At 57.4% G+C, this 26879-nt stretch carries 24 protein-coding genes; 18 read left to right on the top strand and 6 right to left on the bottom strand.

The window, feature by feature from the left end; genetic code table 11:
* Positions 1 to 11: 11 nt before the first annotated feature.
* The 3 genes from galE to AC6I6H_RS07620 all read left to right on the top strand — a co-directional run bounded on the left by galE (position 12) and on the right by AC6I6H_RS07620 (position 3132).
* A complete protein-coding gene (gene galE, locus AC6I6H_RS07630; protein WP_497953149.1) occupies positions 12 to 998 on the top strand; it encodes a UDP-glucose 4-epimerase GalE in 987 nt (328 codons plus the stop codon).
* Positions 999 to 1047: 49 nt separating this feature from the next.
* Positions 1048 to 2613, top strand: coding sequence for a UDP-glucose--hexose-1-phosphate uridylyltransferase (locus AC6I6H_RS07625; RefSeq protein ID WP_497953148.1), 1566 nt, complete (start codon positions 1048 to 1050; stop codon positions 2611 to 2613).
* A 132-nt stretch (positions 2614 to 2745) separates the two neighbouring features.
* Positions 2746 to 3132, top strand: coding sequence for a DUF1499 domain-containing protein (locus AC6I6H_RS07620; protein ID WP_497953147.1), 387 nt, complete (start codon positions 2746 to 2748; stop codon positions 3130 to 3132).
* A 126-nt stretch (positions 3133 to 3258) separates the two neighbouring features.
* Here AC6I6H_RS07620 and tpx read toward each other — a convergent pair whose 3' ends face one another.
* The gene (gene tpx / locus AC6I6H_RS07615) at positions 3259 to 3774 is read right to left on the bottom strand and encodes a thiol peroxidase (RefSeq protein WP_497953146.1); all 516 of its coding nucleotides are present in this window, start codon (positions 3772 to 3774) and stop codon (positions 3259 to 3261) included.
* Between the two features lie 114 nt (positions 3775 to 3888).
* Between tpx and gltC the strand changes: the two genes are divergently transcribed.
* On the top strand, positions 3889 to 4785 hold the full coding sequence (gltC, locus tag AC6I6H_RS07610) for a glutamate biosynthesis transcriptional regulator GltC (protein ID WP_497953145.1): 897 nt from the start codon (positions 3889 to 3891) through the stop codon (positions 4783 to 4785).
* A gap of 940 nt (positions 4786 to 5725) precedes the next feature.
* On the opposite strand, the gene AC6I6H_RS07605 is transcribed toward gltC, so the two are convergent.
* The gene (locus tag AC6I6H_RS07605; protein ID WP_497953144.1) at positions 5726 to 6433 is read right to left on the bottom strand and encodes a zinc metallopeptidase; all 708 of its coding nucleotides are present in this window, start codon (positions 6431 to 6433) and stop codon (positions 5726 to 5728) included.
* A 352-nt stretch (positions 6434 to 6785) separates the two neighbouring features.
* Here AC6I6H_RS07605 and AC6I6H_RS07600 point away from each other — a divergent pair, with 352 nt between their 5' ends.
* The 3 genes from AC6I6H_RS07600 to AC6I6H_RS07590 all read left to right on the top strand — a co-directional run bounded on the left by AC6I6H_RS07600 (position 6786) and on the right by AC6I6H_RS07590 (position 10142).
* Complete coding sequence (locus AC6I6H_RS07600; RefSeq protein WP_497953143.1) at positions 6786 to 8174, top strand: ammonium transporter; 1389 nt, start codon at positions 6786 to 6788, stop codon at positions 8172 to 8174.
* A 61-nt stretch (positions 8175 to 8235) separates the two neighbouring features.
* Positions 8236 to 9297: a DUF294 nucleotidyltransferase-like domain-containing protein gene (locus AC6I6H_RS07595; RefSeq protein WP_497953142.1), complete on the top strand. Its 1062-nt coding sequence runs from the start codon at positions 8236 to 8238 to the stop codon at positions 9295 to 9297.
* A gap of 134 nt (positions 9298 to 9431) precedes the next feature.
* Positions 9432 to 10142, top strand: coding sequence for an exonuclease domain-containing protein (locus tag AC6I6H_RS07590; protein WP_497953226.1), 711 nt, complete (start codon positions 9432 to 9434; stop codon positions 10140 to 10142).
* Positions 10143 to 10201: 59 nt separating this feature from the next.
* On the opposite strand, the gene AC6I6H_RS07585 is transcribed toward AC6I6H_RS07590, so the two are convergent.
* The gene (locus AC6I6H_RS07585; protein WP_497953141.1) at positions 10202 to 11527 is read right to left on the bottom strand and encodes an MFS transporter; all 1326 of its coding nucleotides are present in this window, start codon (positions 11525 to 11527) and stop codon (positions 10202 to 10204) included.
* Between the two features lie 153 nt (positions 11528 to 11680).
* Here AC6I6H_RS07585 and AC6I6H_RS07580 point away from each other — a divergent pair, with 153 nt between their 5' ends.
* Positions 11681 to 12319 carry a TlpA family protein disulfide reductase gene (locus AC6I6H_RS07580; RefSeq protein ID WP_497953140.1) on the top strand — a complete coding sequence of 213 codons (639 nt, stop codon included), beginning with the start codon at positions 11681 to 11683 and terminating at the stop codon, positions 12317 to 12319.
* Positions 12320 to 12972: 653 nt separating this feature from the next.
* On the top strand, positions 12973 to 13560 hold the full coding sequence (locus tag AC6I6H_RS07575) for a YkoP family protein (RefSeq protein WP_497953139.1): 588 nt from the start codon (positions 12973 to 12975) through the stop codon (positions 13558 to 13560).
* Positions 13561 to 14423: 863 nt separating this feature from the next.
* Here AC6I6H_RS07575 and cimA read toward each other — a convergent pair.
* Positions 14424 to 16040, bottom strand: coding sequence for a citramalate synthase (gene cimA / locus AC6I6H_RS07570; RefSeq protein ID WP_497953138.1), 1617 nt, complete (start codon positions 16038 to 16040; stop codon positions 14424 to 14426).
* Positions 16041 to 16288: 248 nt separating this feature from the next.
* Here cimA and AC6I6H_RS07565 point away from each other — a divergent pair, with 248 nt between their 5' ends.
* The 3 genes from AC6I6H_RS07565 to AC6I6H_RS07555 all read left to right on the top strand — a co-directional run bounded on the left by AC6I6H_RS07565 (position 16289) and on the right by AC6I6H_RS07555 (position 19598).
* A complete protein-coding gene (locus AC6I6H_RS07565; RefSeq protein ID WP_497953137.1) occupies positions 16289 to 17578 on the top strand; it encodes a DNA polymerase IV in 1290 nt (429 codons plus the stop codon).
* A gap of 94 nt (positions 17579 to 17672) precedes the next feature.
* The gene (locus AC6I6H_RS07560) at positions 17673 to 17906 is read left to right on the top strand and encodes a ferredoxin (RefSeq protein ID WP_497953136.1); all 234 of its coding nucleotides are present in this window, start codon (positions 17673 to 17675) and stop codon (positions 17904 to 17906) included.
* A gap of 165 nt (positions 17907 to 18071) precedes the next feature.
* Entirely contained in the window at positions 18072 to 19598 is a 1527-nt protein-coding gene (locus AC6I6H_RS07555; RefSeq protein WP_497953135.1) for a L,D-transpeptidase, read from the top strand.
* Here AC6I6H_RS07555 and AC6I6H_RS07550 read toward each other — a convergent pair whose 3' ends face one another.
* Positions 19599 to 19730, bottom strand: coding sequence for a hypothetical protein (locus AC6I6H_RS07550; RefSeq protein ID WP_497953134.1), 132 nt, complete (start codon positions 19728 to 19730; stop codon positions 19599 to 19601).
* Between the two features lie 175 nt (positions 19731 to 19905).
* Between AC6I6H_RS07550 and AC6I6H_RS07545 the strand changes: the two genes are divergently transcribed.
* From AC6I6H_RS07545 to AC6I6H_RS07520, 6 genes are all read left to right on the top strand, one after another.
* Positions 19906 to 21006 carry a quinone-dependent dihydroorotate dehydrogenase gene (locus tag AC6I6H_RS07545; protein WP_497953133.1) on the top strand — a complete coding sequence of 367 codons (1101 nt, stop codon included), beginning with the start codon at positions 19906 to 19908 and terminating at the stop codon, positions 21004 to 21006.
* A gap of 24 nt (positions 21007 to 21030) precedes the next feature.
* A complete protein-coding gene (gene yjbM, locus AC6I6H_RS07540; RefSeq protein ID WP_497953132.1) occupies positions 21031 to 21843 on the top strand; it encodes a GTP diphosphokinase in 813 nt (270 codons plus the stop codon).
* A 74-nt stretch (positions 21844 to 21917) separates the two neighbouring features.
* The gene (locus AC6I6H_RS07535; RefSeq protein WP_497953131.1) at positions 21918 to 22325 is read left to right on the top strand and encodes a DUF309 domain-containing protein; all 408 of its coding nucleotides are present in this window, start codon (positions 21918 to 21920) and stop codon (positions 22323 to 22325) included.
* Positions 22326 to 22403: 78 nt separating this feature from the next.
* Complete coding sequence (locus AC6I6H_RS07530; protein ID WP_497953130.1) at positions 22404 to 23147, top strand: pseudouridine synthase; 744 nt, start codon at positions 22404 to 22406, stop codon at positions 23145 to 23147.
* Positions 23137 to 23943 (top strand): Cof-type HAD-IIB family hydrolase, encoded by an 807-nt coding sequence (locus AC6I6H_RS07525; protein WP_497953129.1) that lies wholly within the window; start codon positions 23137 to 23139, stop codon positions 23941 to 23943. The genes AC6I6H_RS07530 and AC6I6H_RS07525 overlap by 11 nt, the downstream gene beginning before the upstream one ends.
* Before the next feature lie 380 nt (positions 23944 to 24323).
* Entirely contained in the window at positions 24324 to 25340 is a 1017-nt protein-coding gene (locus tag AC6I6H_RS07520; protein ID WP_497953128.1) for a hypothetical protein, read from the top strand.
* Between the two features lie 76 nt (positions 25341 to 25416).
* Here AC6I6H_RS07520 and AC6I6H_RS07515 read toward each other — a convergent pair whose 3' ends face one another.
* Positions 25417 to 26778, bottom strand: coding sequence for an RsmB/NOP family class I SAM-dependent RNA methyltransferase (locus tag AC6I6H_RS07515; RefSeq protein ID WP_497953127.1), 1362 nt, complete (start codon positions 26776 to 26778; stop codon positions 25417 to 25419).
* Between the last annotated feature and the right edge of the window lie 101 nt (positions 26779 to 26879).

Here is a 26879-nt window from a genome sequence, read left to right as displayed (position 1 = left end):
GAGGTAACAGCATGGCGGTATTGGTAACGGGAGGAGCCGGCTACATCGGCTCGCATATGGTGGCGGAGCTGCTCGAGGCCGGTGAAGAGGTCGTGGTCGTGGACAGCCTGGAAACCGGGCATCGCGACGCGGTGCTAGGCGGCAAGCTGTACATCGGCGACCTGCGCGACGCCGAATTTCTCAAGAAGGTGTTCGCGGAAAATCGGATCGACGCCGTCATTCATTTTGCGGCCAACTCCCTGGTCGGCGAAAGCATGAAGAACCCGGGGAAATACTATCACAACAATGTCTACGGCACCTTGTGCCTGCTGGAGTGCATGAAGGAATCCGGCGTGAACAAGATTGTCTTTTCCTCTACGGCGGCAACCTACGGGGAGCCCGAAAAGGTTCCGATTTCCGAGGACGACCGCACTTATCCGACGAACACGTACGGCGAAACCAAGCTGGCGATGGAAAAAATGATGAAGTGGTTTGACACGGCGAGCGGAGTGAAATATGTTTCCCTTCGTTACTTTAATGCAGCCGGAGCGCATGCAAGCGGGAAAATCGGGGAAGACCACGACCCGGAAACCCATCTGATTCCGCTGATTCTGCAAGTTCCGCTGGGCAAAAGGGAAGCGATCTCGATCTACGGCGACGATTACCCGACCGAGGACGGAACCTGCATCCGCGATTACTTGCATGTCTCCGACCTGGCAAGCGCTCATATGCTCGCCTTGAAGCGACTCCGCGAGGGCGGGGAAAGCGCCATTTACAACCTTGGCAGCGGACGCGGCTACTCGGTTAAGGAAATGATCGAGGCGGCGCGAGCCGTCACGGGGCATCCGATTCCGGTCAAAAAAGAAGCGCGTCGGGCGGGAGATCCGGCCGTCCTGATCGCCTCTTCGCAAAAAGCGAAAGACGAGCTTGGCTGGGCGCCCAAGTGGGAGAGCCTGGAGGACATTATCCGCTCGGCCTGGAGCTGGCATCAAGCCAACCCGGACGGCTACAAAAATTAAGTAAGCACAGCCGGCTGGGTCTTTGGGGATGCAGCACAAAGGAGGAGCCATGAGCAACATCGACATCAAGCTTGAAATCGCCCGCCTCGTCCGGTTCGCCGAGGCGAAAGGCCTGCTGGGCGAAGGGGATGCCATCCCGGCGGTCAACGCGCTGCTCGATCTGCTGCGCGTTGAGGAGCCGTACGAAGGCGAGCTGGCGGAGCCGGTACCGGACCGGGCGACCGCCATTCTTGAGCGGATACTGGACGACGCCGCCGAGCGGGGCATCCTGCCCGACAACACGACAACGCAGCGGGATCTGCTGGATGCGCGAATCATGGGGCTTCTGATGCCCCGCGAATCCGAAGTGATCCGGCGCTTCCGGGAAACCGCCCGCGAGAGCTCGGTTGAAAGGGCCACGGATGAATATTATCGTTTGTCCATCGCCTCGAACTACATCCGCATGGACCGCATCGAGAAAAACGAATACTGGCTTGCCCCGACCGAATATGGCGAGCTGGAGATCACCGTCAATCTCTCCAAGCCGGAAAAGGACCCGAAGGAAATCGCCGCCGAGCGCAACGCGCCGCAAAGCCGGTACCCGAAGTGCCTGCTCTGCCTGGAGAACGTCGGCTATGCGGGGCGAGTCAACCATCCCGCGCGGCAAAATCACCGGGTCATTCCCCTGACGCTGGAGGGCGCGCCCTGGTACCTGCAGTATTCGCCTTACGTTTACTACAACGAGCACTGCATCGTGTTCAGCCGGGAGCACACCCCGATGAAAATCAGCCGCAGCTCGTTTATCCGGCTGCTTGATTTTATCGATGCGTTCCCGCATTATTTTATCGGCTCGAACGCCGATCTGCCGATTGTCGGCGGCTCCATTCTGAACCACGATCATTTTCAGGGCGGACGGCATGTCTTCCCGATGGAAAAGGCGCCGGTGGAACGGGAGTTCGTTCACCCCGATTATCCGGGGGTTCGGATCGGCATTGTCAAATGGCCGATGTCCGTCATTCGCATTTCCGGTCCGGACCGCGTATCGCTTATCGACCTGGCAGACCGGTTTTTGGCGGCGTGGCGCTCTTACAGCGATCCTTCTGCGGAGGTGCTGGCCTTTTCCGGTACCGCAGACGCTCCGGTGCCGCACAATACCATTACGCCGATCGCCCGCCGCAACGCCCGCGGCGAGTACGAATTGGATCTGGTGCTGCGGAACAACCGCACAACGGAAGAGCATCCGCTCGGATTATTCCACCCGCATGCCGACCTTCACCACATCAAGAAGGAGAACATCGGCCTGATCGAGGTTATGGGTCTGGCGGTCCTCCCCGGACGGCTGCAGCAGGAAATCGGCGCGGTGGCCGAGGTGCTTTGCCGCTATGCAGGAACGGGCGCGGCTGCGGAAGAGCTTGACCTTGACGTCTCCATCGAGAAGCACCGCGTGTGGATCGCGGACCTGCTTGCGCGGTATCCGAAGCATGCGGACAAGGAGCAGGCGGCGGAGCTGGTGAAGCGGGAGATCGGCATCAAATTCGCCCGCGTTCTTTCCGATGCGGGGGTTTACAAACGGTCGGAGGACGGGCAGCGCGGTTTTTCTCGCTTTTTGACGAACGCAGGATGCCGGGAATCGTAAGGATTCCGGGCCCTCGGGCCGTTCTCGGAGACGGCCCTCTTTTTCTTTCGACAAAACAATGGTAAAATGGTTGGGGGACACCCGCGGGGTGTAAGCCGGGACTAAGGACGAAAGTTCGAGGAGGGCAAATCGTTGTTAAAGAGAACACTGATTGGCGTGATCCGCAGCCATGAGACGACGGGGGAAAACGCGAAAGACCCGGAGCTGAAGACCAAGCACTACAAGCTTCCGAAGGACAAGCTTTGGGAAGAAGTGGTTGCCATGCTCAAGAAGCTGAAAGGGTATACAATTCTTCATGAGGTTGAGAACGTAGGCGAAATCGTCGTGGAGAAGCGGACCGCCTTAGGCCGTGCGCAAGACATCACGCTGACCCTGTTCCGCATTACGCCGGTGGAATCGGCCGTCGACATTTATTCGGCTTCCCGTGGCTCTTTGGGCGATCTCGGTTCCAATTACCGGACGATCCAGGAGATTTACCGGCATCTGGACAAGCGTTTGGCTCAATACCGATTGAAATAACCATCAGTTCCCGGCCGGCGGCTCGGGAGCTTTTTTCACATAGGGCCTTTTTGCGGAGGTCCAAAAGGAAAAAGGCATCCGGGACGGAACAGGTCCGCCGGATGCCAGGCTTCGGATTATTCTTTCTTACAGAAGTTCTTTTACGGCCGCAATCGCTTTGTCGTAGTCCGGGTGCTCGGTCATTTCACCCAGCACTTCCACGTACCGGATCTTGTCTTCTTTATCCACGACAAAGATCGAACGCATCAGCAGACGCAATTCCTTGATCAAAACGCCGTAAGCGGTGCCGAATGACACATCCTTGTGGTCGGACAGCATCACGACCCGGTCGACGCCGGCGGCTCCGCACCAGCGGGCCTGCGCGGGCGGCAGGTCGGCGCTGACGGTAAGGACAACCACCTCTTCGCCCAGCTCGGAGGCCGCGACGTTAAACCGTCTTGTTTGCGCGTCGCACACGCCGGTATCCAGCGAAGGAACGACGCTGATCAGCTTGATTTTCCCCGCAAAATCCTTCAGCGAGGCGGATTCGGCCAGGCTTTTGCTGACCGCAAAATCGGGGGCCGGATCGCCGGCCTTTACCGGAGAGCCCACCAGAGTGATCGGATTGCCTTTCAGTGTCGCAACGCCTGTACGTTCTTCCATTTCGTGATTCCTCCTTTGTCTCATGACCGTCATTCGGTTCAGCTTTTAGCACATACGCCTTTATTATAATGAAATGGATTTTGGCTTGTCCAATCGGGAAAGAGAGGCGCCGCTTTGGAACTTCGACAACTGCACTATTTTCAAAAGGTGGCGGAAAAGCAGCACGTCACGCAGGCATCGGAAGAATTGCATATTGCGCAGTCCGCCGTAAGCCGGCAGATCCATCAGCTGGAGGAAGAGCTGGGCGTGGCGCTTTTCGTGCAAAAGGGCAGAAACCTGCAGCTGACCCCCGCCGGGAAGCTGTTTTTGCAGCGCGTCGAAACCATTCTTGGCGATCTGGAACGGGCCGTGCGGGAAGTGCATGAATTTCTCGATCCGGCGCTCGGCGAAATCCGCATCGGGTTTCCGCACAGCCTGGGGATCAACCTTCTGCCGAAGGTGGTTGCGATGTTCCGCCAGAGCCATCCGGGTGTCCGCTTCCGGCTCCGGCAAGGCACCTACAACAGCCTGATCCGCGATTTGGAGGAGCGGCGGCTTGACCTGGCGTTTATTTCCCCGCTGCCGGATTCGCATGAACGGGTTACCGGAGAGCTGCTGCTGACCGAAGAGCTTTATGCGGTGCTGCCCGCCGGCCATCCGCTTGCCCACCGCGATGAGATTCAGCTTGCCGAGCTGGCCGGAGACCCCTTTGTGATGTTCAGCGAGGCGTATTCGCTGCGGGCGATCGCGCTGGCCGCCTGCCGGGAAGCCGGTTTCGAGCCGAGCATTGAGTTCGAGGGCGAGGAAACCGACACAATCCGCGGGCTGGTTGCAGCGGGAATGGGCGTCAGCCTGCTTCCGGCGATGGCGCTGACGGAGTCGCTGCCTCTGCATCCGGTCAAGGTGAAGGTGGCAGAACCGGCCGTCACGCGGACCATCGGCATCATCCGCCGCAAAGGAGAAAGCCTGTCGCCGGTAGCGGCGGGATTTCACCGGTTCTTGACCGGTTATTTCCGGGACAGAACCGAATGATGGGAGAAACGAGTGTATCAATGAGAGGGGCGATATGAAATTGAACCGATTTGGTTTAAGTTTTTTGCTATTGGCTTCACTCACCTCCATTCTGCTCGGTTGTTCCAAAATCGAACTAACAGATGAAGAAATGATCTATTATGCTGAAGGTGAAAAGTGGACTGGGTAGTATATGACAAGTTCCTCTTCAGCCTCAAAAGAAAATGTGGTATTGAATTTTTTCTACAAGGGCAATCTATCCGAATTAAAGCATCAAATAAAATTGTATTTTCGTATGGCACGGGTTAACGGAAATATTGCAGAAACGCTACGCCATGAAAACATAGATAAAGCTTACTTTATAGATAAAGCTGACTTTGTTCGATCACAATTTCATTCACGGTGATGGTGAATCGGTCGATATCATTCAAGAACTACCCTGAAAATAACGCAACTTCATCGTCTGTGGTGCCCGCCATGGCATGAGTGGCTAACGGTTGCCACAGCGCTTATTCGCCCAAAAAAACCCTGTTCACATTTCTAACGGTTGTGGGAGCGCTTATTTGCTCCAAAAAGACCAAAACGCCCCCTCTCCGAGCCAAATAAGCTCCGTGGCAACCGTTAGATTTTGAAACGTCTCGTTTTAAGCCAAATAAGCTCGCTGGCAACCGTTAGAATTTGTCCGGCCCCTTCCGGCGTCCCATGACCAAACCTCTCGGCGCGTGATGGATATGGGTCCACGGCATAGCCAAAAAATCCCCCTGAACTAACGCAACTTTAGTTTCATTTTCTGTTGTGCCCGCCAGGGCATGGGTGGCTAACGAGAAGATAATAAGTGTTATTGAATGGAACGATAAGGCGAAAACCTTACAGTTAACTCGATTTGTGAGGAAATAAAAGACAAAAAAGTGCCCCGACGCCGTTTCCGGCGCGGGGCACTTTTTTGGTTGGAACCGGTCGCTTAGTCGTTGGAGCGGGAGTTTCCAAAAATCATGATAAACCGGAGCAGCTGCAGAAGCGAAACCAGCGCAGCGGCTACATACGTGAGGGCGGCAGCGTTCAGCACGCGGTCAACGCCGGGTTTTTCAGAAGGAGAGATGAAGCCTTCCGCAACCATCAGCTTTTTGGCGCGGTTGGTGGCGTTGAATTCCACCGGCAGCGTCACCAGTTGGAAGGCGACGGCGGCAGAGAAGAAGATGATGCCAAGCCAGATGAGGCCCGAGAGGCCCATCAGGAAGCCGGCGATCAACAAAAAGGGCGACACGCCGGAAGCAAAGTTGACGAACGGGAACATGCGGTGGCGGGCGACCAGCATCGGATACGATACTTTATGCTGGATGGCATGGCCGACTTCGTGGCAGGCGACCGAAATCGCGGATACGCTGTTTTCATAATAGACCGGCTCGGACAGGCGCACGACCCGTTTGATCGGGTCGTAGTGGTCCGTCAGCGTGCCCGGTACGGCCTCGACCGGAACGTCATACAGGCCGTTCAGGTCCAGCATGCGGCGGGCCGCGTCGTAACCGGTCATGCCGGAGGCGGCGCGGACTTCGGCAAAACGGTTGAAAGTACCCCGGACGCGGAAGGAAGCCCACATCGACAAACCGAAAGCGATCAGAATCAGCAGCATCATCGGGTCAAGCCCGTAAGCGGGATAACCAACTGGCATTGCGGTGACCTCCTGTTATTAGTTTCATATTGTATTAATACTAATACGAACCCGGAGTGCGCCGGTTTCATCCGCTGGCGCTTCCTGACTATCTTTACCCAAATTTCTTTCCTTAATGAAGGGGGAGAAAAGCGGACATGCGGCAACGGAAATATCGCAGAATGGATAAGGTCATGGAATATAATGGACATGACGTAAGCGTATATACCAAAGTATATCGAAATCCGAACGATGGGAAGGAAAACCAACCGGATAATTAAGAAAAAAGATGTTGCATTTTCTAACATAGACCAATATAATTACAACAGATGTGATAGATGTTATGAAATATAACACAAAGGGAGAGGGTTCTATGTGGAAAAAAGTCATGTTAACCGCGGGGGCTTTGACGCTTCTATTCCCCGCCATGGCACTCGCCGCTGACGAAGCGACGAGCCCCCAGCTGCAAGCAGCGATCAACTCGGTCTGGGTCATGCTTGGAGCCATCCTGGTCATCTTCATGCAAGCGGGGTTCGCGCTTCTGGAAGCCGGTTCGACCCGGATGAAGAACGCCGGCCACGTAGCCGGCAAGACGGTCCTCACCTTTGGCATTTGCGCAGTCGCATTCTGGGCCGTGGGCTTCGGTCTCGCATTCGGCGACGGCAACGAGTTTATCGGAACCTCCGGGTTTTTCGTTGACGGCCTGAGCGATTCGGTGTTCGGCTCGCTGAACGCCAACGACATCCCGATCTCGCTCGAATTCCTGTTCCAGCTGGCTTTTGCGGGCGTATCCCTGGCGATCGCCTGGGGCGGCTTCGCGGAACGCGCCAAGCTCCCGGTTTACTTCATCTTCGGTCTTCTTTATACCATCGTCATTTACCCGATTGTCGCTCACTGGGTTTGGGGCGGCGGCTGGCTGGCCCAAATCGGCATGCAGGACTTTGCCGGCTCCACGGTCGTTCACTTGCAGGGCGCGACAGCGGCTCTTGTCGGCACCTTGCTGCTCAAGCCCCGGATCGGCAAGTTTAACAAAGACGGTTCCCCGAACCTTATCCCCGGCCACAACCAAGTTTTGACGGTCCTTGGCGTTATCATCCTCTGGATCTGCTGGTTTGGCTTTAACGCAGGCAGCACGCTGTCCGCGATGGGCGACGGCTTCTTCGGCTACGTTGCCTTGACGACCAACATGGCCGCTGCGGCAGGCGCTGTCGCTACGCTGATCGTTTCCTGGATCTACTTCGGCAAAGCCGATGTGCCCGCCATGCTGAACGGCGTGCTTGCCGCTCTCGTCGCCATCACCGCGGCTTGCGCTTTCGTTGAACCCTGGGCCGCCATCGTGATCGGCGCGGTTGCCGGTGTGTTCACCTTCCTGACCTCGCAGTGGTTTGAGAAGATGGGCCTCGACGATCCGATATACGCATTTTCCGTCCACGGTCTGGCGGGCGTTTGGGGTACCCTTTCCACGGGCCTGTTCGCTACGCCCGAGCTTGCCGAGCGCGTCGGCATCGGCGAAGCCGGCCTCTTCTACGGCGGCGGCTTCCACCAGCTGGGCGTTCAAGCCCTTGGCGTTATCGGAGCCTTCGCATTCGTGCTGGCGCTCAGCTTCGTCATCCTGTTCGCCATCAAGAAAACGATCGGCCTGCGCGTCACGGAAGAGGAAGAATTGATCGGCCTCGACTTGAGCGAACACGGCAATTACGGCTATCCGGAGCAAATGCGCAAAGTGGCCGACGCGACCCAAGCCGAGCTGGAAGGCAAATAAACGGCATCCCTTCATCATGGGAGGGACATATGTCTCATGTTTCCCAAGGGGGATTACCTTCATGACCAACTTGCCGCTGGATACAGCCGCGTCATTCATAGAACGGGCAGGGAGCATGGAAGAGCTGCGGGCGTTCCGCGTCTCGCTCACCCGTACGCTCCGGAGTCTCCCTTTGGTGGATTCGCCCCGGGAATTTCATGAGCAAATCAATCAAATGCACGACCGTCTGATGGTCAAAACGGTGAAGCTCGTCGAAGAAACCCTCCTCCGGGAGGGCTTCGGCGGGCCTCCCGTCGCTTATGCCTTTGTTTTGTTTGGAAGCGGGGGCAGGCGGGAGCAAACGCTGTGGAGCGATCAGGACAACGGGCTTATATTTGCCGACCCTCCGCCGGACCGGATGGAAGCTGCAAGGGCATATTTTGCCCGCTTCGGTTCGGAGCTTGTCGGAGAACTGGCCGCAGCGGGGTACCCGTTATGCGAAGGAGAAGTAACCTGCCGGAACCCGCAGTGGAACAAACCGCTGGCGGAATGGAAGAAGATGCTGGACGGCTGGCTGGAGGAGCGGACCTGGGAAGACATCCGGCATGTGCTGATCATCGCCGACATGCGGGCGCTGCACGGCTCCGCCGAGCTGGCGGACGGCTTGTACGGCCACATGCTGGATTATATCGCGGCGCACCCGGACACGATCCGCCGGATGCTGGAGAATACGCTGCGCCGCAAGCCGGCGCTCGGGCTGTTTAATCATTTGATTGCGGAACGGTACGGCGAGGACGCTGGGAAATTTGATGTAAAGTACGGGCTGTATATTCCGTTTGCCAGCGGCATCCGGCAGCTGTCGGTCCGTTCCGGCATCCGGGAGACCTCGACCCTCGGCCGGATCGAGGAGCTGCTGCGGGCCAATACGATTCCGGAGGCGGACCTGCGCGAGTGGCGGGAGCAATTTCTCTCCGCATTATATTTTCGCGCGCTGGCCGTGTTCGACCAGCCGGAGGAAGAGCTTGGCCCGAGCTCGATGCTGCGGGTATCGGTCCTTACGGCGGACCAAAGAAAACGGCTGAAGCGCGCCTTGCGGTCCGTCAGACGGCTGCAGAGAGCGGCGGCGGAGCAGGTTGGAAACTAGACTTGCGCAAGCCGGACTTATTTTAAAGAGGGATAACCGGAAGGCGGACAAGGCAGGCGTAAATGCGGCTGGGCGCTTTAGCCGGAAAGGAGGGGGCAGTGAAACCACCATTCAGACCATACGAAGGCGGCGGAATGTGGCACTTGTACAAAAAAGGAGGGCTCACGCCGGCTATCGCCTCCATCTTCGATCCGGGCAGCGCCCAGCACATGGCCTTTATCCGCTCCATGATGAAGGAGCAGCGAAAGCAGGATCTGTACGAAATTCAGCTGAAGGACATGGAGGCGGTTGTTTTCGATCTGGAAACAACCGGCTTTTCTCCGTATAACGGCGACGAGATCATTTCCATCGGAGCGGTGGCCGTTGTAGGGGAGCGTGTGGTGGAGGAGGAAACGTTTTATTGCCCGGTGAACCCCAAGCGCAAAATACCGGAGCCGGTAATTCAATTAACGGGGATAACGGACGAGGAGGCGGGCCGGGGCTCCGACCTTCTTCCCGCGCTAAGCGAGTTCATGGACTTTATTCGAAGAAGGATTCTGCTTGCGCACGGCTGCGGGCATGACAAGCATTTTCTCAACGCCGCGTTATGGAAAACTTCCAAAACCAGCCTGAACCACCGGCTGATCGACACGATGATGATCGCCCGCTGGCTGAACCCGAAGCTGCGCGACGTATCGCTCGACGCGCTGCTGGAGCTGTACGGCATTCCTTGCGAGAACCGCCACCATGCGCTCGGCGATTCGGTAATGACCGCAAAGCTCTGGTCCCGCCAGCTGAGCGATATTATGAGCCGCGGCGTGCAAACGCTTGGAGACCTTTACTCCCGGCTCAGCGTGTACGGATAACACGGAACGTCCGTATGCAAGAACAAACAAAAACTCCCGGACATCCGGGGGTTTTTGTTTTACTGCACCGTTTTTTGCGGTTTGACCAGAAAGAAGACCAGCCCGAGGCCGATCAAGGCCAGACAAGATACGGTGATGAACACAAGCTGCTGCGAGCGGTCCATCATCCAGCTGAAGAGGGGAGGGCCGGCGGCAACGCCCAGAAACCGCAAGCTGTTGTAAAGCGAAGTAATCATGCCGCGTTCCGATTTCTGCACGGCTCCGGTAATCAGCGTATTCAAGCAGGGCAGAAGCAGTCCCGTCCCGATGCTGCTCAGGGTGAGCAACCCGATAAACAGATACAAGTAAGTGTAAAAGAAAATCGAAGCCGCCAGCGCAGCCACGGAGAGGGCCAACCCGATCAGCATCAGCCGGCGCATGAGAACGCCGTTTTTCTTGATCAAGCTCCCGGTGATGTAAGAGGTGGCAACCATTCCAAGCAGCGGGATGGCGAGAATCAAGCCTTTGACAACGCCTTTGACCGAATAAGGCGGCTCCTCCAAAATGTTCGACAAGTAAAACAGCACCCCGAACAGCGTGAAAAGACCGATCGAACCGGCGAAAAAGGCCGGTATGAGCCACTTTCCTTTTTCCTTCAGATTATGGCCGATGGCGGATAAGTATTGCTTCAGGGATGGAGCCTCCTTCTTTTTTTTCGGCTCCTTGATCAGAAAGGCTACAGCCAGGATGGCGATCAGGCAGAACACGGGGAAAGCGAAAAATGGAGCATACCAGATAATCAGGGCAAGAGCCGAGCCAAGGATCGGACTGATCACCTTGCCGGTTCCGTTGGAGGCCTCCGTCAAGCCGAGCACCCGGCTTTCGGTACCTCCCTTGTACATATCGCCGACCAGCGCCATGGCGATCGCCGTCGTGCCCGAGGCGCCGATACCTTGAACCGCGCGGGCAATGATGACGGTCGTATACGATTTCCAGATCGCGCCGAATCCCGCGAGGATGCCTGCGCCGCCGAAAATGATCAAGGCCGGAATGATCACTCCCTTGCGGGTAAAACGGTCGGACAGATAACCGGCAACGGGAATCATCAACCCGGCGGTAACGGAGAAAAGCGTGATCACCATACTGCTTTGCGCCTTGGTGATTCCCATTTGGGTCATCATCTGCGGCAGGATGGGGACCAGCATGGAGTTGCCCAGCACAAGCACCATCGGAATCGAGGCAATGGCGAAAAACTCCCAGAAGCGGCCTTTTGCCCGGGTTTTTCCTTTGTCTCCGCCTTTCTGCTCCGCCTCTTCGTCTTCTTCCTCCTCTTCCCGTGGGGAATCGGCCCACTCCATGGCGCTTTCAAAGGACACCGGCATGCGGGAATGCTTGATTTTTTCCACTATATCCCCCTCTTTTCCCAACATCGCTACCGTTACTCTTCCCGGCACCCGCAAAAACCATTCTTCCTATGCCGGAGCTTCAGCGGGTTCGGATAAGGCGGCAGTCGTCCACCCATACTAGCAGGATAAACGGTGAAGAACGGAGGCGGCGGAATGGAAAATGGGGACGAATGGGTGGAACGGAGAAACCGGGTATGGGCCCGCTGCCTGAAGGCAGGACTAGTATTGCTGCTCGCAAGCGGATTAATGGGGAAGGCCGTGCATGGAAGAACGGATGAAAAGACGGCAGCCTTCGAATGGGCCGGCGATCGGCAGAAAGGGATCAAAGGAGGAAGCGATCCGAAAACGGAACCGGCTCTCACGGCCCTTTCGCCGGGGGCAAAGGCGCCGGAAGTGGTGCTGCATGGGCTGGACGGTGAGCTTTACCGGCTTGGCGGCAAAAGGGAGCGGCCGCTCCTGCTTGTTTTTTGGGCGTCCTGGTGCGGCATTTGCGCGGAGGAAGCGCCGATGTGGGCCAACCTGCACCGCATGTACAAGGACAAGCTCGACCTCTACGCGGTCAATGTCACCTTTCAGGACACACGGGAGGGAGCCGAAGCGTTTGCCGATCGGCATGCACTGGCGTTTCCGGTGTTGGAAGACAGGAAGGGGAAAGCGGCACGGGCGTACGGGCTCTCCGGTGTTCCGACGGCCTTTCTCATCGACCGAGGCGGTGTTGTTACCGATATGCTGGTTCTTCCCGATGAAGCGGAGTGGCGGAGGAAGCTGGAGCGGGTGATGAAATCGAAGTAAAATCTTCAAGAATGTGACAAGCGCTGAAACAAGCGCTATCGACCGCAACCTGCCTGAGCATGAAAAAGGATCGTCCCTATCCTGGCTAAGTGTCGGGATAACGGGCGATCTTTCATTTTTTAAGGCAAAGCAGCTCCTCATTTTTTTGCAAAATTTGTTTTAATACCAAACTCCCGCGGAATTACGAGGATTTTGCCAACAATCCGCCCCCATGTTGCGATATAATTTTGTGCATGTACATATTCCGTTCATATTCGGGTAACGAAGGAGACACGTTCATCGTGTACACTATCCCTAGCGGCCGAGAGTAAATGTGGACGATAAGCGGACTAAACGAGAGAAGATGCTTGTAAAAAGTGGAACAATCAGCCGCTTCCCCCAGTTGAGGGAGATGGACGATTTAAAGCTGGCCGGAAAAGCCGAATCAATCTCGCGTTCCTTTCAAGTTCGATCGAAAGAAAAAAATTTGCAACCGTCCAACCGTCCAGTAAAGACACCCGACTTTCATCCAACTGAAACTGCGACCCGCGGCCGGCTTGGAAAAACGCTTGGTCCTTTATACTGAAACGAGGAAGGTTTATTCGCCTATGAAAGATAACTCTCGGGATTTATATTCAGGATTTCAAATTGGAAAGTTGGAAAGAGGTTCGGGTATGAAGCGAGTGGTGCAGTTCGTATGGATGAAGTGGGAGCGTGTATTCGAGTGGTCGACACGCATGCGGTCCGTTTATTCCGGAGAATTCGGAATATGCAAAATGTTTGTTACGAAATATCACGGGAAACGCATTGAGTGCGAAGACGGATCAACGATCTGCCCGGGAGACTGGGTGGGTGAGCTGCATCTGGACAATCGGAAGGTCCTGCTCATGCTGCAATCAAAAGACGCAAATCGCGTCGCATTAACGATCGCGCGGATGGCGCGCATTTCCATGCAGCAAATTTGCGCCGAGGTCCTATCCAACCCGAAGCTGAGTCGAGTCAAAGCTCTGCAAGGCATTACTTTGCTGCACAGGGGAATCATTCATGGACTGGGTTTTGAAAAGCATGAGATCGAAGCCGGCAAATTCCGCACGTTCACGACCTCCTATTTACGGCTTCTGATCCGTGTGTTTCAACCGGGGGCCAGGGAACGAATCGACCGGCATGCAGGGAAGCTTGTTCCGATAAGACTGGTATTGACCAGGAGTGTGCTTATTAGCCGATTCTCCGTGAAGGATAGATGCCCGACAGCAGAGGCCTAATGGCTTAGGTTGGAATCGTATAGAAAAACAAAATTCCCGGAATACCCGGGGATTTTCAGAGTGTCGAGAAACCCGGCTCATTTTAGTGCCCATGGGTTTCTTTTGCGTTTGTCACTGTTATAAAGGGGAAAAACACGAGGGGGGATTCCGTTTATCTCGGTGATTCTGGCAGGTCGCCATCTTCTTCCTGTTCTGGACGGCTACCGTCTTCAATGCCCCCGTTTACTCGCTCACCCTTCCTTTTGCCTCTGCTTTCTTGGCCGAAACTTGCAAGTGGCGGGACACAAGCCAACGATGATCAGGGAAAAGAGGGCAAATAGGTGCACAGCGACACTTATTTCCGACGGTTTCTTGTTCCAATCGCGAAATAATTCCATACACGCACTTATTTCCGGATAAACAAACGATATTCGGAGAAAACAGAAGAAATAGTTGCCTTTTCGCATTTATTTGGCCGTAAACAGCTAAAAATGATGCCAATAGTTGCTTTTTCGCACTTACTGTCCCGCCCTGCCAACGCGAAGCCGTCTGGTTATTGGAATTTCGCATCCGCCGCCCTTTTGCCGATAGCCGCCCACCACCTTGCCGTTCTTTTCCAAACGACGAGTGTCGGAAGAGGCACTGGTCTCCGAAACCACCGGTAAGCCAAATGGATTTGGATATCCCGCTCCGCTCCAATTGACGTTCGGAACGAATGCCGTGAAATGGCTAAGAAAAATGGTTGTTCGATAACATCAACATCAACGCGGTAGCCGTACAAGATTAATTCGCACAAATAAGGTTATCGAGACTACTCGACAAATCGGAACTTCTCGACAAACTGAAAATTCCCGGAATACCCGGGAATTTTGTTTTTCTGGTGCTTACAAATTCACGATGCCCAGCCGTTCCTTTGGATGCCCGGGAGAGACATCGGCTTGGGTTTTGCCGATCAAGGCGTACCGGATACTGTCGAGAATGGCCTGCCAGCTCGCCTCGATCACATTTTCGGAAACGCCGACCGTGCTCCACGAGTTGGTCAAGTCGCTCGATTCCACCAGAACCCGGACCTTGGCGGCGGTCGCATCCTTTTCGTTGATCACCCGCACTTTGTAATCGGAAAGATGCATGTCGGCCAGCTCGGGATAATGCTTGGACAGCGCCTGCCGGAGGGCGTTGTCCAGCGCGTTGACGGGGCCGTTGCCCTCCGCCGCAGTGTAAACCGGCTCTCCGTGAACCTTCAGCTTGATGATCGCTTCCGACGCGATGGCGTGAGTACCGATTTTTTCCACGAGAAGCTTGAAGGAGTCGATGGTGAAAATCTCCTCCAGCGTTCCGCCGGCCTTGTGCAGCAGCAGCTCGAGGGAGGCGTCGGCCCCTTCGAATTGATACCCCTGGTGCTCCATTTCCTTGATTCTCTCCATCACCTCGCGGGTTTTGGAGTTCTCCAGGTCCAGGCTGAGGCCCATCTCCTGCGCTTTGAACTGAAGGTTGCTCTGGCCGGAAAGCTCCGATACCAGCACGCGCCGCTTGTTGCCCACCGAATCGGGCGAAATATGCTCATAGGTCCGGGAATCCTTCAACACGGCGGAGACGTGGATGCCGCCTTTGTGGGCAAAAGCGGCTTTGCCGACATACGGCTGATTGAACGGCATGTGAACATTGGCGATTTCGCTGACGAAACGAGCCGTTCCGGTCAAATGCTTCAGCTGCTCCGGACCGAGGCAGTCATAGCCCAGCTTGAGCTGCAGGTTCGGAATCAGCGAAGCCAGATTCGCATTGCCGCAGCGCTCGCCGTAGCCGTTCATCGTTCCCTGGACCATCCGGGCGCCGCCCAGAACGGCGGACAAAGCGCCCGCTACGGCCAGCTCACAGTCGTTGTGGGTATGGATGCCGATGGAAGCGGCGGCCGATTCCCGCACGCGGGATACGATTTCCTGAATTTCGGAAGGCATGGTGCCTCCGTTGGTGTCGCACAGCACCAGCCAGTCTGCGCCCGCCTCCTGGGCATGGGACAGAACGGCCAAGGCGTACTCGGGATTATGCTTGTAGCCGTCGAAGAAATGCTCCGCGTCGAAGCAAACCTCCAGACCGGCCCGCTTCAAATAACGCACGGATTCCGCAATCATCGCCAGGTTTTCTTCCAGGCTCGTTTGCAACGCTGTGTGCACGTGAAAGTCCCACGATTTGCCGACCAGACTCGCTGCGGGTACGCCGGCTTCAATGATCCGGTTCAGGCTCGCATCCTGCTCGGCGGTGCTGCCTTTGCGCCGGGTGCTGCCGAATGCCGTCACCTTGGCTTGCAGCTTATGCGACTTGATACGCGAAAAAAACTCAATGTCCTTGCCGTTGCTGCCGGGATTGCCGCCTTCAATATAATGAACGCCCAACGCGTCAAGCTTCAGCGCAATTTTCACCTTGTCCTCGGCAGACAGACTGATTCCTTCTCCCTGCGTTCCATCCCGCAGCGTCGTGTCGAAGATAGCGATCCGATCGGCCATCCGTCGTCTAACCTCCTGTTCGGCTGAAAAATCAGAATTAACCCATTATAGCATAACTCGAAAGGAATGGAATGCTTTATTGCGTAAACGGGGCAAAGGATTTTTCTCCGCTCTTGACCCTCTCCCGCAGGGGCGGTATGCTGAAATCGGAGGTGCCGTCTGCGTGCTGCGGAACGGCTTTTTGCATGGAGCTCGGAAACGGGACCCGGCATTTGTCTTCTTCATTTTATACAGCGGTGGTGAAAGTCATGGACCCCGAGAAAACCGCCGGCGCTTATCCGAAAAGCGGCCGGGTCATTCTTCATATCGACATGAACGCATTTTACTGCTCGGTGCATGAAGCGACCGAACCCGAGCGTTATAAAGGCAAGGCGGTGGCCGTTGCGGGGAGCGTCGAATTGCGCCGCGGCATCGTGGTGACCTCTTCCTATGCGGCGCGCGCCACGGGGGTCAAGACCGGGATGAACGTGGGCCAGGCGCTGAAGCTATGTCCGAACCTGATCGTGATTCAGCCGGACTTTCATTTGTACCGCCAGTTTTCCCGGCGGTTTATGGACATCGCGTCCAGCTATTCGCCTCTCATGGAGGCTGTCTCCATAGACGAATGCTTTCTCGATATTACCGGCTCGAAGCAATTCGGGACGCCGCTTGAGATAGCCTCGGAAATCCAGAGAAGAATCCGGGACGAGCTTCATCTTCCCTGCTCCATCGGCCTTGCGCCAAACAAGCTGCTTGCCAAAATCGCCTCCGACATGAAAAAGCCGAACGGCCTGACCGTGCTGCGGCTGAGAGACGTTCCGCCGGTGCTGTGGAGCAAGCCGTGCGATACGCTTTACGGGGTGGGGCGCAAAACGGCCGAGAAGCTGGAACGGCTCAACATCCGGACGATCGGGGAGCTGGCGGGAGCGGAGGAAGCTTTTCTTACCAAAGAGTTCGGCATCGTCGGCTCCTGGCTGAAGCGGGCGGCGCACGGCCGGGACGAAACGCCGGTCAGTCCGCTGCACGAGCCGAGCAAATCGGTTGGCCATACGACGACGCTGCCCGCCGATTTTACGGAAATGACGGATATCCGACGCGTGTTTCTCAATCTCGCGGACCAGACCGCCCGCCGCATGCGGCGTCAGGGGCTCATCGCGTCCACCGTCTCCATCACGATCCGCGACCCGAAAATGAAAACGATCACCCGGGCGATTACCGTTCCGGTTCCGACGGAAAGCTACGACGAGATCTACCGCGAAGCCTGCAAGCTGTTTGAGAAGCACTGGCCGCCCGGCAGTCCGGTCCGGCTTCTCGGCATTACGTTAAGCGGGCTTCAGCCCAAAACGGAATCGGCGATTCAGCTGGATTTGTTTGACTACACCCGGCAGCCCAAAAAGGAGCATCTTAATGAAGCGATGGACCGGATCCGGGACAAATTCGGGGAAAGCGCGATCCTCACGGCGGGCATGCTGGGCGACGACCCGTCCACGCTGATCCGCAACCACAAGATCCGTGGAACCTCTTTGCAGAAGGACCATTTGCGGGAAAAACGAGAGTAGTCCTCCCGGATTTACTGGAAAACAATGAATTGAACTTGTCAGTTAAATATATTATAGTGGAAGGGCAAGGATTCCATCTAGGAGGCAATACCAAATGGCCAAGTATACCTACGTTGACAAAGAGACCTGCATAGCATGCGGCGCTTGCGGTGCGACCGCTCCGGATATTTACGATTACGACGACGACGGTTTGGCGGAAGTCGTGTACAATGGCGACGGAAACCAGGGAGTGACGGAAATTCCGGAGGATCTGCACGAAGACATGCAGGACGCGCAAGACGGTTGCCCCACGGATTCCATCAAGGTAGCGGACGCCCCGTTTAAGTAACACCGGCATCCGCCGGCTTATATACCGGGCAGACGACCCCCGTTCTTGGAGCGGGGGTTTTTCTTTTGACAGCCGGGTGGAAATTCGGAGCTTTCCCGCCGATAACTATGGTAAGCGGCGGTTCGGAGCGAGAGGGCGAGCCCCGTTGTTAACGGAGGTGAAATCGTGCAGGACGATCCTCAGTACCTGAAGAAGTTCGTCAAGGAACACCCGGACAATAAAATGGGCTGGTATTTGCTCGGCCGTTATTACGAACGCACGGGAAAAACAAAAAAGTCGCTTTATTGTTACGCAAAAGCGGGAGAAGTGTTCGAAGCTTTCGAAGACAAGCGGCTGCCGAAGGACCTGAAGCGGGAAGCGGATACGCTGCCGCAGCGGGAGGAAGCAATTGGAAGCGGGGCGGCGAAGGAAGAGGCCGCATACGCGGAAACGGAAGCGGATGCGCCCGAGCGGGCCGTCCGCGCCGAGCGTCCGGCGGCTGGGCCGGACAGACGGCGAAAGGGCAGCCTGGCCCGCAACGGGCTGCGGCTGGCCGCCGTGCTGCTTCTGCTGCTGGCCGGCACCGTGTATTCTCCCGCCGCCGCGCCGGATCGCAGCGCGTCCGAAAACGGGGAGCACGGCTCCGCGGTCGAACCGGACCTGCCGGCCGGCCCGTCCGGTCAACCGGCTTCGATGAGCCGGCCGGCCCGCGATGTGCTGTACATAAGCGAAAAAGAAGGAAAAGAGGCCATCCGCACAGAAGCCGGCAATCTTGTCATGAATGAGCCGCGGAGCGAAAGCGCCATTCTGGCGGAAGGGCCGGCTACGGCGGACGGACAGTGGACGGCGTGGCCGGTCAAGCCGAAGCTCTGGCTGGAGGTCAAAGCGGAGGAGCCGGGCGGAAGCCGGCGGGAAGTGACGGCCTACAGCCCGGAGGCGTGCCAGTGCGAGCCCGGCCGGGACCCGGCAAAAGCGGCCGCGTTCGTTTCCGGCTGGCAGGCGGAGCAGGAGCAGGAGGCGCTGCTCGCGAGTGCGGTCGGCGCTTACCGGACCGCTTACGGCCGGACGCCGGATACCCTGGCCGAGCTGAGCCGGGATTACCCCGCCAACTTCATCTCCGGTCCGACCCCCCTGATGGAACAGCTGTGGGGTACCCGTTATGCCGGCGGAGCTTCCGCGCCCGGGGCAGGGACAGGCGGCGGCAACGGAGCCGCGGGTCCGGCCGGCGGCGAAAATGAAACAGCCGGCGGAGGTTATCCCAACCCGCTTGGCGAACCGCTGGCGATCATAGTGGACAAGCAAAATCACCGGCTGGCGCTGGTCAGCGGCTCCGTGATCGTCCGCAATTATCCGGTTGGCCTTGGCGCCGACAAGACGCCGGAGGGCGAATTTGTGGTGAGCGAGAAGGTCAAAAACCCGAACGGCAAGCCGGACGGCGCGTTCGGAAGCCGGGGGATGACCCTGTCGGACACGTTGTACGCCATTCACGGCACGGACGAGCCGGACAGCATTGAAAAAGACGAGTCGCTTGGCTGTGTGCGCATGCTCCAGGAAGACGTGGAGGAATTGTTCGCCATGACGCCTCTCGGCACGAAGGTTACCATTACTTCGGGAGCGCTGCCGGACGACATTTTGCGGGCAAACGAAAGGTTCGCCCTTCCGGCCGATGCCGAAGAGACGAACCCGGGGAAAGTATACCGTTGGCTGAACTGATCAGGAGCCGAACACGAGAAGCAGAATCATCAGAATGATAAAGCCGCCTGCGATGGACGAAGCCCAAATGATCGCTTTCTTGTTCATTTGTTCCTTCTGCTGGCGAGCTGCATAACCCGGCTTCTTTTTCATAACGAACACCGTCCTTGGGATAGTGGCTTTCTCTACATTTTATCACAAAGAAAGCGTTTCAGCCGATGTTTTTTTCGCTGACTCGCCTTTTCTTTTTGGCGCTAAAAGAATAAACTGATTCGAGGGAGTATAAAATCGAACCGGAGAAGCGCTTCGACGAAACGGAGGATCGCGTGTGCTGTATCAAAAAGCTGCCAAACCGCTTCTCTTCCGGCTCGATCCGGAAAAAGCGCATCATTTGACGATCGGGGGACTCCGGACGGCGTCTCGTCTTCCCGGCATGCTGCCGGCAATCAGGAGCATGTACGGCGTAAAGGCGCGGCCGGAAACCTCGGTTTCCTTGTGGGGAATCGACTTCCCAAACCCGGTTGGACTCGCCGCCGGACTAGACAAAAACGCGGAGGCGGTAGCCGGGTTTTCGGCGATGGGCTTCGGCTTTGTGGAGGTGGGGACCGTTACGCCCCGCCCTCAGCCGGGCAACGAGCAGCCGCGGCTGTTCCGCCTGCCGCCGGATCTGGCGCTGATCAACCGGATGGGCTTTAATAATGAAGGAGCGGCGAAGATGGCCGAATCGCTCGGCGCGCTTCGTTCCCGCCCCGTTCCGGTGTGCGTCAACATCGGCAAGAATAAAATCACCCCCAACGAGGAAGCGGCGGACGATTATTTGTCCTGTATCCGCACGCTATACGGGCAAGCCGACCTGTTTGCGGTCAACATCAGCTCGCCGAATACGCCGGGGCTGCGCAGCCTTCAGCACGGGGATGAGCTGCGGCGGCTGCTGAACGCCGTGGTGAGCGAGCTGGAGCGGCAAAGAAACGCTTCCGGCGAAGGCCGGGCGAAGCCGGTTCTGGTCAAAATTGCGCCCGACCTGAGCGAAAGCGAGCTGGAGGAGGCTGCGGACACCGCGCTTGCTGCGGGCGTGTCCGGCATTATTGCCACCAACACGACCATCGCCCGGGACGGGCTGCGGCATGGAAACGCCGGCGAAACCGGCGGCCTCAGCGGCCGGCCGCTGACCCGCAAGGCGAACGACGCCGTCCGGCGGTTGTACCGCGTCACGCAAGGAAAGCTGCCGATCGTCGGCTCCGGCGGGATCTTTACCGCCGCCGACGCCTATGAGCGCATCAAATCGGGCGCCAGCCTTGTCGAGATTTACACGGCGCTCATTTATGAAGGACCCGGCCTGCTCCGCGAGCTGAACAAGGGGTTGGCCGACAGGCTGAAGGCCGACGGCTTCCGCCACATCTCGGAGGCCGTAGGCGCGGATGTGAAGTGAGTATTTCGGGAAGGGGAAGTACGGATGGATGGAAGGGATTGGAACAAGTTTTTGCTCCCTTACGAACAAGCGGTCGAGGAGCTGAAAGTCAAATTCAAGCTGCTGCGGGCGGAACTCAAGAAAAGGGAAGAGTATTCGCCGATCGAGTTCGTCACGGGCCGCGTCAAGCGGATTTCCAGCATCCTGGATAAAGCCAAGCGCCTGAAAGTCCCCATGGACCAACTGGAAACGGGAATCGAGGACATCGCGGGCATCCGGATCATGTGCCAATTTATGGAGGACATCGCCCGGATGGCGGATTTGATCCGTTCCCGTAAAGATATGAAGGTGCTTTATTATAAGGACTACGTGACCAACAAGAAGGAAAGCGGCTACCGGAGCTACCATATCATCGTGGAATATCCGGTCCAGACCGCCCTCGGGATGAAAAACATTTTGGCTGAAATCCAGATCCGCACGCTGGCGATGAATTTCTGGGCGACCATCGAGCACTCGCTGAATTACAAGTACAAAGGCGATCTCCCCGAGGACGTCAAAATGCGGCTGAGCAAAGCGGCCGAAGCGGCCTACCAGCTGGACAAGGAAATGGCCAGCATCCGGGAGGACATTACGGAAAGCCAGAAGCTGTTTGAAGACCGGTCCAATCTGATCAGCTCGCTGCTGAACCGGATCCAGGTGCTTTACTTTTACCGGCGGGTTCGGGAGGCTGCACAGTTTCAATTGCGGTTCAACGAGCTGTGGGACAATGAGGACATCTGGGGCCTTAAGGAGCTGGCGGAGGACATGGACCGGGCGATCGAGAAAACGACACGCGATTACGAGGCACGCCAGGAATAGAAGGTCCGCCGAGTCCGGCGAATAATGACCGGCATCTCTTCCGAAATGGCGTACCGGCAGGCAGGAGGACGCTAGTGGCATACGATCCGCTGTACGTGGCATTTCTCTATCATTTTAATAGGGACCGGGATTATTTCGAGTGTCACGAAGTGCTGGAGGAGCTGTGGCTCCGCGAGGGCCGCAGTCCGCTTTACCAAGGGCTGCTGCAGGTCGCGGTCGCGCTGTACCATCATCGCCGGGCCAATGTAAACGGCGCCTTCAAGCTGTTTACGGGAGCGGTGGAGAAGCTGGGGCCTTTTCCGGCGGATGCGCTCGGCATCGATCTCCGCAAGCTGCTGGCGGAAAGCCGGGCTTACCGGGAGGAACTGGCGGCCGCAATCGCCGCCGGAGAGCCGGAGCGGGTGCCGTTCCGGGATTTGACGATCGTGATCCGGGACTCCGGCCTTCAGGTATTGGTGGACCGGTTTGCTTCCGAACAATAACCATTCGAGACCGGCAAGCCGGATTTCCATCCGGTTCATGCCGGCCTCTGCTATATTCGGATGAAAAGGTGGAACGTGATGAAAAAGACCGAACGGCTGGACAAAATATTAGCCCATGCGGGCTTCGGGTCCCGGCGCGAGATCAAGGAGTCGGTCAAACGCGGACAAGTTACCGTAAACGGTGGTCCGGCGAAAGACAGCGGCATGCAGGTGAATCCGGAGCTGGACGACATCCGCGTTTCCGGCGAACCGGTCCATTATCGCAAATACGTTTACCTTATGCTCCACAAACCGCCGGGGGTCGTCTCGGCGACGGAGGACAACCGGGAGCGGACCGTGCTTGACCTTTTGGGCAAGGAATACGCGCACCTGGAGCTTTTTCCGGTCGGCCGTCTGGACAAGGATACCGAAGGGCTGCTTCTGCTGACCAATGACGGGCAGCTGGCGCACCGGCTGCTCTCGCCGCGAAAGCATGTGCCGAAAACGTATTACGCCGAAGTGAACGGATGCGTCGGGGCAACGGACCGGGAAGCGTTTGCCGCCGGAGTCGCGCTGGAAGACGGGTATGTGACCATGCCCGCCGAGCTGAAGGTTTTGGCGGAAGGCAACCCGGAGCAGGGCGAAATGGCCCGCATCGAGCTGACGATACACGAAGGAAAATTTCATCAGGTCAAACGGATGTTTCAGGCGGTGGGAAAAACCGTCGTTTATCTGAAGCGGCTTTCGATGGGGCCGCTTGTGCTGGACGAGCGGCTGCCGATCGGACAATATCGGGAACTGACGACCGAAGAAGCGGAAGGATTGAGAAGCTATGAAGTGTAAACTGATCGCGCTTGACGTGGACGGAACGTTGATCACGGACGATCATGTGCTGACGGAACCGACGCGGGAAGCGGTTAAGCGTCTGGCGGAGGCCGGAACAACCATTGTGCTCTGCACGGGAAGAGGTCCCTTGAGCGCTTTGCCGGTATACGAGGAGTTGAAGCTTGGCGGTGAAGGGATCATGATCACCCATAACGGGGCGACTGTGATCGACATCGACGAACGAAAGGTGCTGAGCGATTTCCGCATCGAATTCGCAGACTTGAAGCCTTTGGTCGATTACTGCCGGGAGAAGGGCATTCACTACGATTTGTGCTCTCCTTTCGACCTTTATGTGGAGCATCTGACGGATGACCTGAAAGCGATGTACGAACGGTTTTCCCAGATTCCCACGGTGATTCCGGACGTCTCGCATGTGGACGAGCCGAAGGTGAAGTTTACGCTTTCGGGCACGGAGGAGGCGATGGACCAGGTTGAAAAGGATTGGCCCGAAATCGGCTGTTCGCTTCGGAAAATCCGCAGCGGCCTCTTTTTCATTGACGTTATCAACCCGGAGGCGACGAAGGGCAACGCGCTCAAGCAGGTATGCGGGCAAATGGGCATCGCGCGCGAGGAGGTTGTGGCGATCGGCAATTATTACAACGACATTGAAATGCTGGAATGGGCGGGGCTTGGCGTAGCCATGGCCAATTCGCCGGACGCCGTCAAGGAAAAGGCGGACGTCGTCACCGGCTCCAATGCCGAGGACGGAGTCGCGCAGGCGATTCGCCGCTATATTCTGGACGCCGGCCAATAAACGGAAGACAAAGAAAAACCGCCGCTTATCGCGGCGGTTTTCTTTGTCCGGGTCTTCCTCCGTTAAAACGTGAACGGCTTAGTAAAAGGAGCCCTTCAGGATGATGACAAGAAGGATAAACAGAACCAGAACAAATCCAATGGCTTGCCCGTAACCGGCAACTGCGGTCATCGAAATGCCCTCCTTTTTAACGGAAATTGCTTTTCCCGAATGTTCATCCGGCTTTGACTTTGCGTCAGGCGCTTTCGTCCGCCGGATAATTCCATAGTATGAAAAACGTCACGAAGAGTATGGACGTTTGCCTGTTTTCTCTTTCGATAATCCGTTTTTTTTCGGGCACCCTATCTTTGATCACACCGAAGGGGAGGGAACAAGCGGATATGACGACCATAAAGCTCGAATTGCAGCCCGTGATGCGAACCGCCGGAGGAGAGGTTTGCGACATTATGGCGGACGGGACGTTTGCGGGTACGTTGACACTGGTATACCGGGAAGGAGACCGCATCTTTGGAGCGGCTCAGGTGGAGGAGGACGCCATCGACCGGGACGACATGGCCGAAGTGCGGGATTTCCTGGACCGGTACGTCGGTGCGCTGGCCGATGCTTTGGAGGCGGATGAGTTTGAAGTATTGCTGACCCGCAGCCCCTACGAAGATATCCTGGCTTCCGACGAAGACCTCGAGGCGGAATTTCTGGGCAGCGACGAGGCCGATTGGGTAAGCGACCAAATTGTTCTCGACGAAGTAACCGGAGCCGAATACGATTACGAACTGGTGCTGGTGGAAGAACGGCGGGACCGGGCGGTGTACCGGATATACGACAACGAGGACAACTGGCTGGCGGAGGCCCGGCTGCGGATTTTGCATTCGACCGTCACCGGCGAGATACGCTGGAACCTGGAGCCGGACGACCTCGATATCGAGGGAGTGACGCGGCTGGTCGTGTCCGATTTCGACGAGGACACCGTCGACTCTTTTACGCTGGTTCACAAACGGGGGGACGAATACCTGGAAACCGTTCAGCTGGATCACGAAGACCTGCTTTTCGAATCGGAGATCGAGGCGGACGAAAACGAGGCGGACTTGAATACGGTCGTAGATGAGGATTTCGAAGTGGTGCTGGCGCGGGACGACGGGGATGTGTTGACGTACGAAATTTATCAGCAATCTCGAGGCGGACTTCCCGTCGGTACCGCCACCGTTGACATTCACGACCGGAGGCTGACGGGGTTTCTGGATTTCCGGGACAAGAACGGGGAAAAGGATGCGGAAATCATCTCTTGCCTCCTGATGCGGGAGCTCGACAAAGAAAAGGATTATACCGGTCTTAACCTGACGCTTATGCACGGAAATGAAGCGATTGACGAGCTGGTCATCGAGAATGAACCGGTGCATTAACGGTACGCCCGTCTGAATAAAACCGCCCCCGGCAGCCTTGACGGACGCCGGGGGCGGTTTGTTATAAGCGGCGCTGTCAGGCCGGGGGCAGACGCAGCCCCTTCGGATAATGATTTTTCAGAATGCCGCCGCTTGCCTTGGCCCAACCAAGCGAATACCCCTCGACCGTTACCAGCGTCCAGCCGGATAGGCGGGGATCGGCCGGCAGGGTTTCTCCACGCAGGTAAGCGGCCGCCTGGTCGGAAGAGAGCCGGACCGTTTGGGCCGCTTCCTCCGGCGAAAGGGCGGCGGCCAGAGCATGCGCGGGCTCCACGCGGCCCTTCTTGAGCTCGGCCAGGTGAAGGCCGGGCCGCAAGGCCTTGACGCCCTCCAGCATATCGGCCCCGAAGCCGGTACCGGAGGCCTGCGGGAGCAGGTAAAGCTGCTCTCCGAAGAGCAGCGGGCTTCCGGGACCGGTACGGAAGCCGGGAAGCGCACGGGCCGCGAACTCGCGGAACCGGTCCATCGCTTCTTCCGTCCGGCGGGCGGCGGTCCGGTCGGTGCCGCGGGACTTGCGCCCCGGACGACGCTCTTCGTCTCCCGCAGGTCCCGGAGCACGGTGAAGCAGGGCGACGAAATGCCCTTCCCCGAGCGCCCGGTGCGGCCAGATCCGCTCCATCCGCAGGCATTCGAAATCGTCGCGTTCTGCCAGAAACGCCCGTATGGCGTCCTCATTCTCCTCCCGGTTAAAGGTGCAGGTCGAATAGGCAAGAACCCCGCCCGGCTTCAGCATGCGGGCGGCCTGAAGCAGAATATCGCCCTGCCTGGCCGCGCAAAACGCGGGCGCGTCCGGTGTCCACTCCGCCGCCGCGTCCGGGTCTTTGCGAAACATGCCTTCGCCCGAGCAGGGCGCGTCCAGCATGATGCGGTCGAAAAAGGCGGGAAAGCGGTCCGCCAGCGCATCGGGCGTCATGCTGACGACGACCGCGTTGCGGATGCCCATCCGTTCGATGTTTTCCGAGAGAATGCGGGCGCGTCCGGGATGAATCTCGTTGGCGACGAGGAGCCCCTGTCCTTGAAGCGCTCCGGCAATTTGCGTCGATTTGCCTCCGGGAGCCGCCGCCAGATCAAGCACCGTTTCGCCCGGGCGCGGGTCGAGCATTTCGGCGGCCGACATGGCCGACGGCTCCTGAATATAGAACAGCCCGGCGGCATGATACGGGCTCTTGCCCGGGCGGGCGTCTTCCCGGTAGTAGAAGCCCGTCGGGCACCATTCGACCGGCTGCAGGCCGAACGCCTCCTTAAGCCTCTGCCAGACGGGATCGTCTTCACGGGTTTTCAACGGGTTACGACGCAAACCGTATGTCCGGGGGGCGTCGTAGGAAGCCAGGAAGGCGTCCGCTTCGGGCCCGAGCTGGCTTTTTATCCGGTCCACAAACGCGTCCGGCAATCGTTTCATGGTTTCAAGCTCCTGTCCTTCGAAAATTTTGCATGGGATTTTTCCGTTTCTCCCATCGTACCGCAAAAAATCCCCGCAAGCTAATCCGCAAACTTTGCCGA

It is taken from the genome of Gorillibacterium sp. sgz306347 (assembly GCF_059735245.1).
Note: the sequence above shows the minus strand (reverse complement) of the source record. Positions and strands in the feature narration are given on the sequence as shown.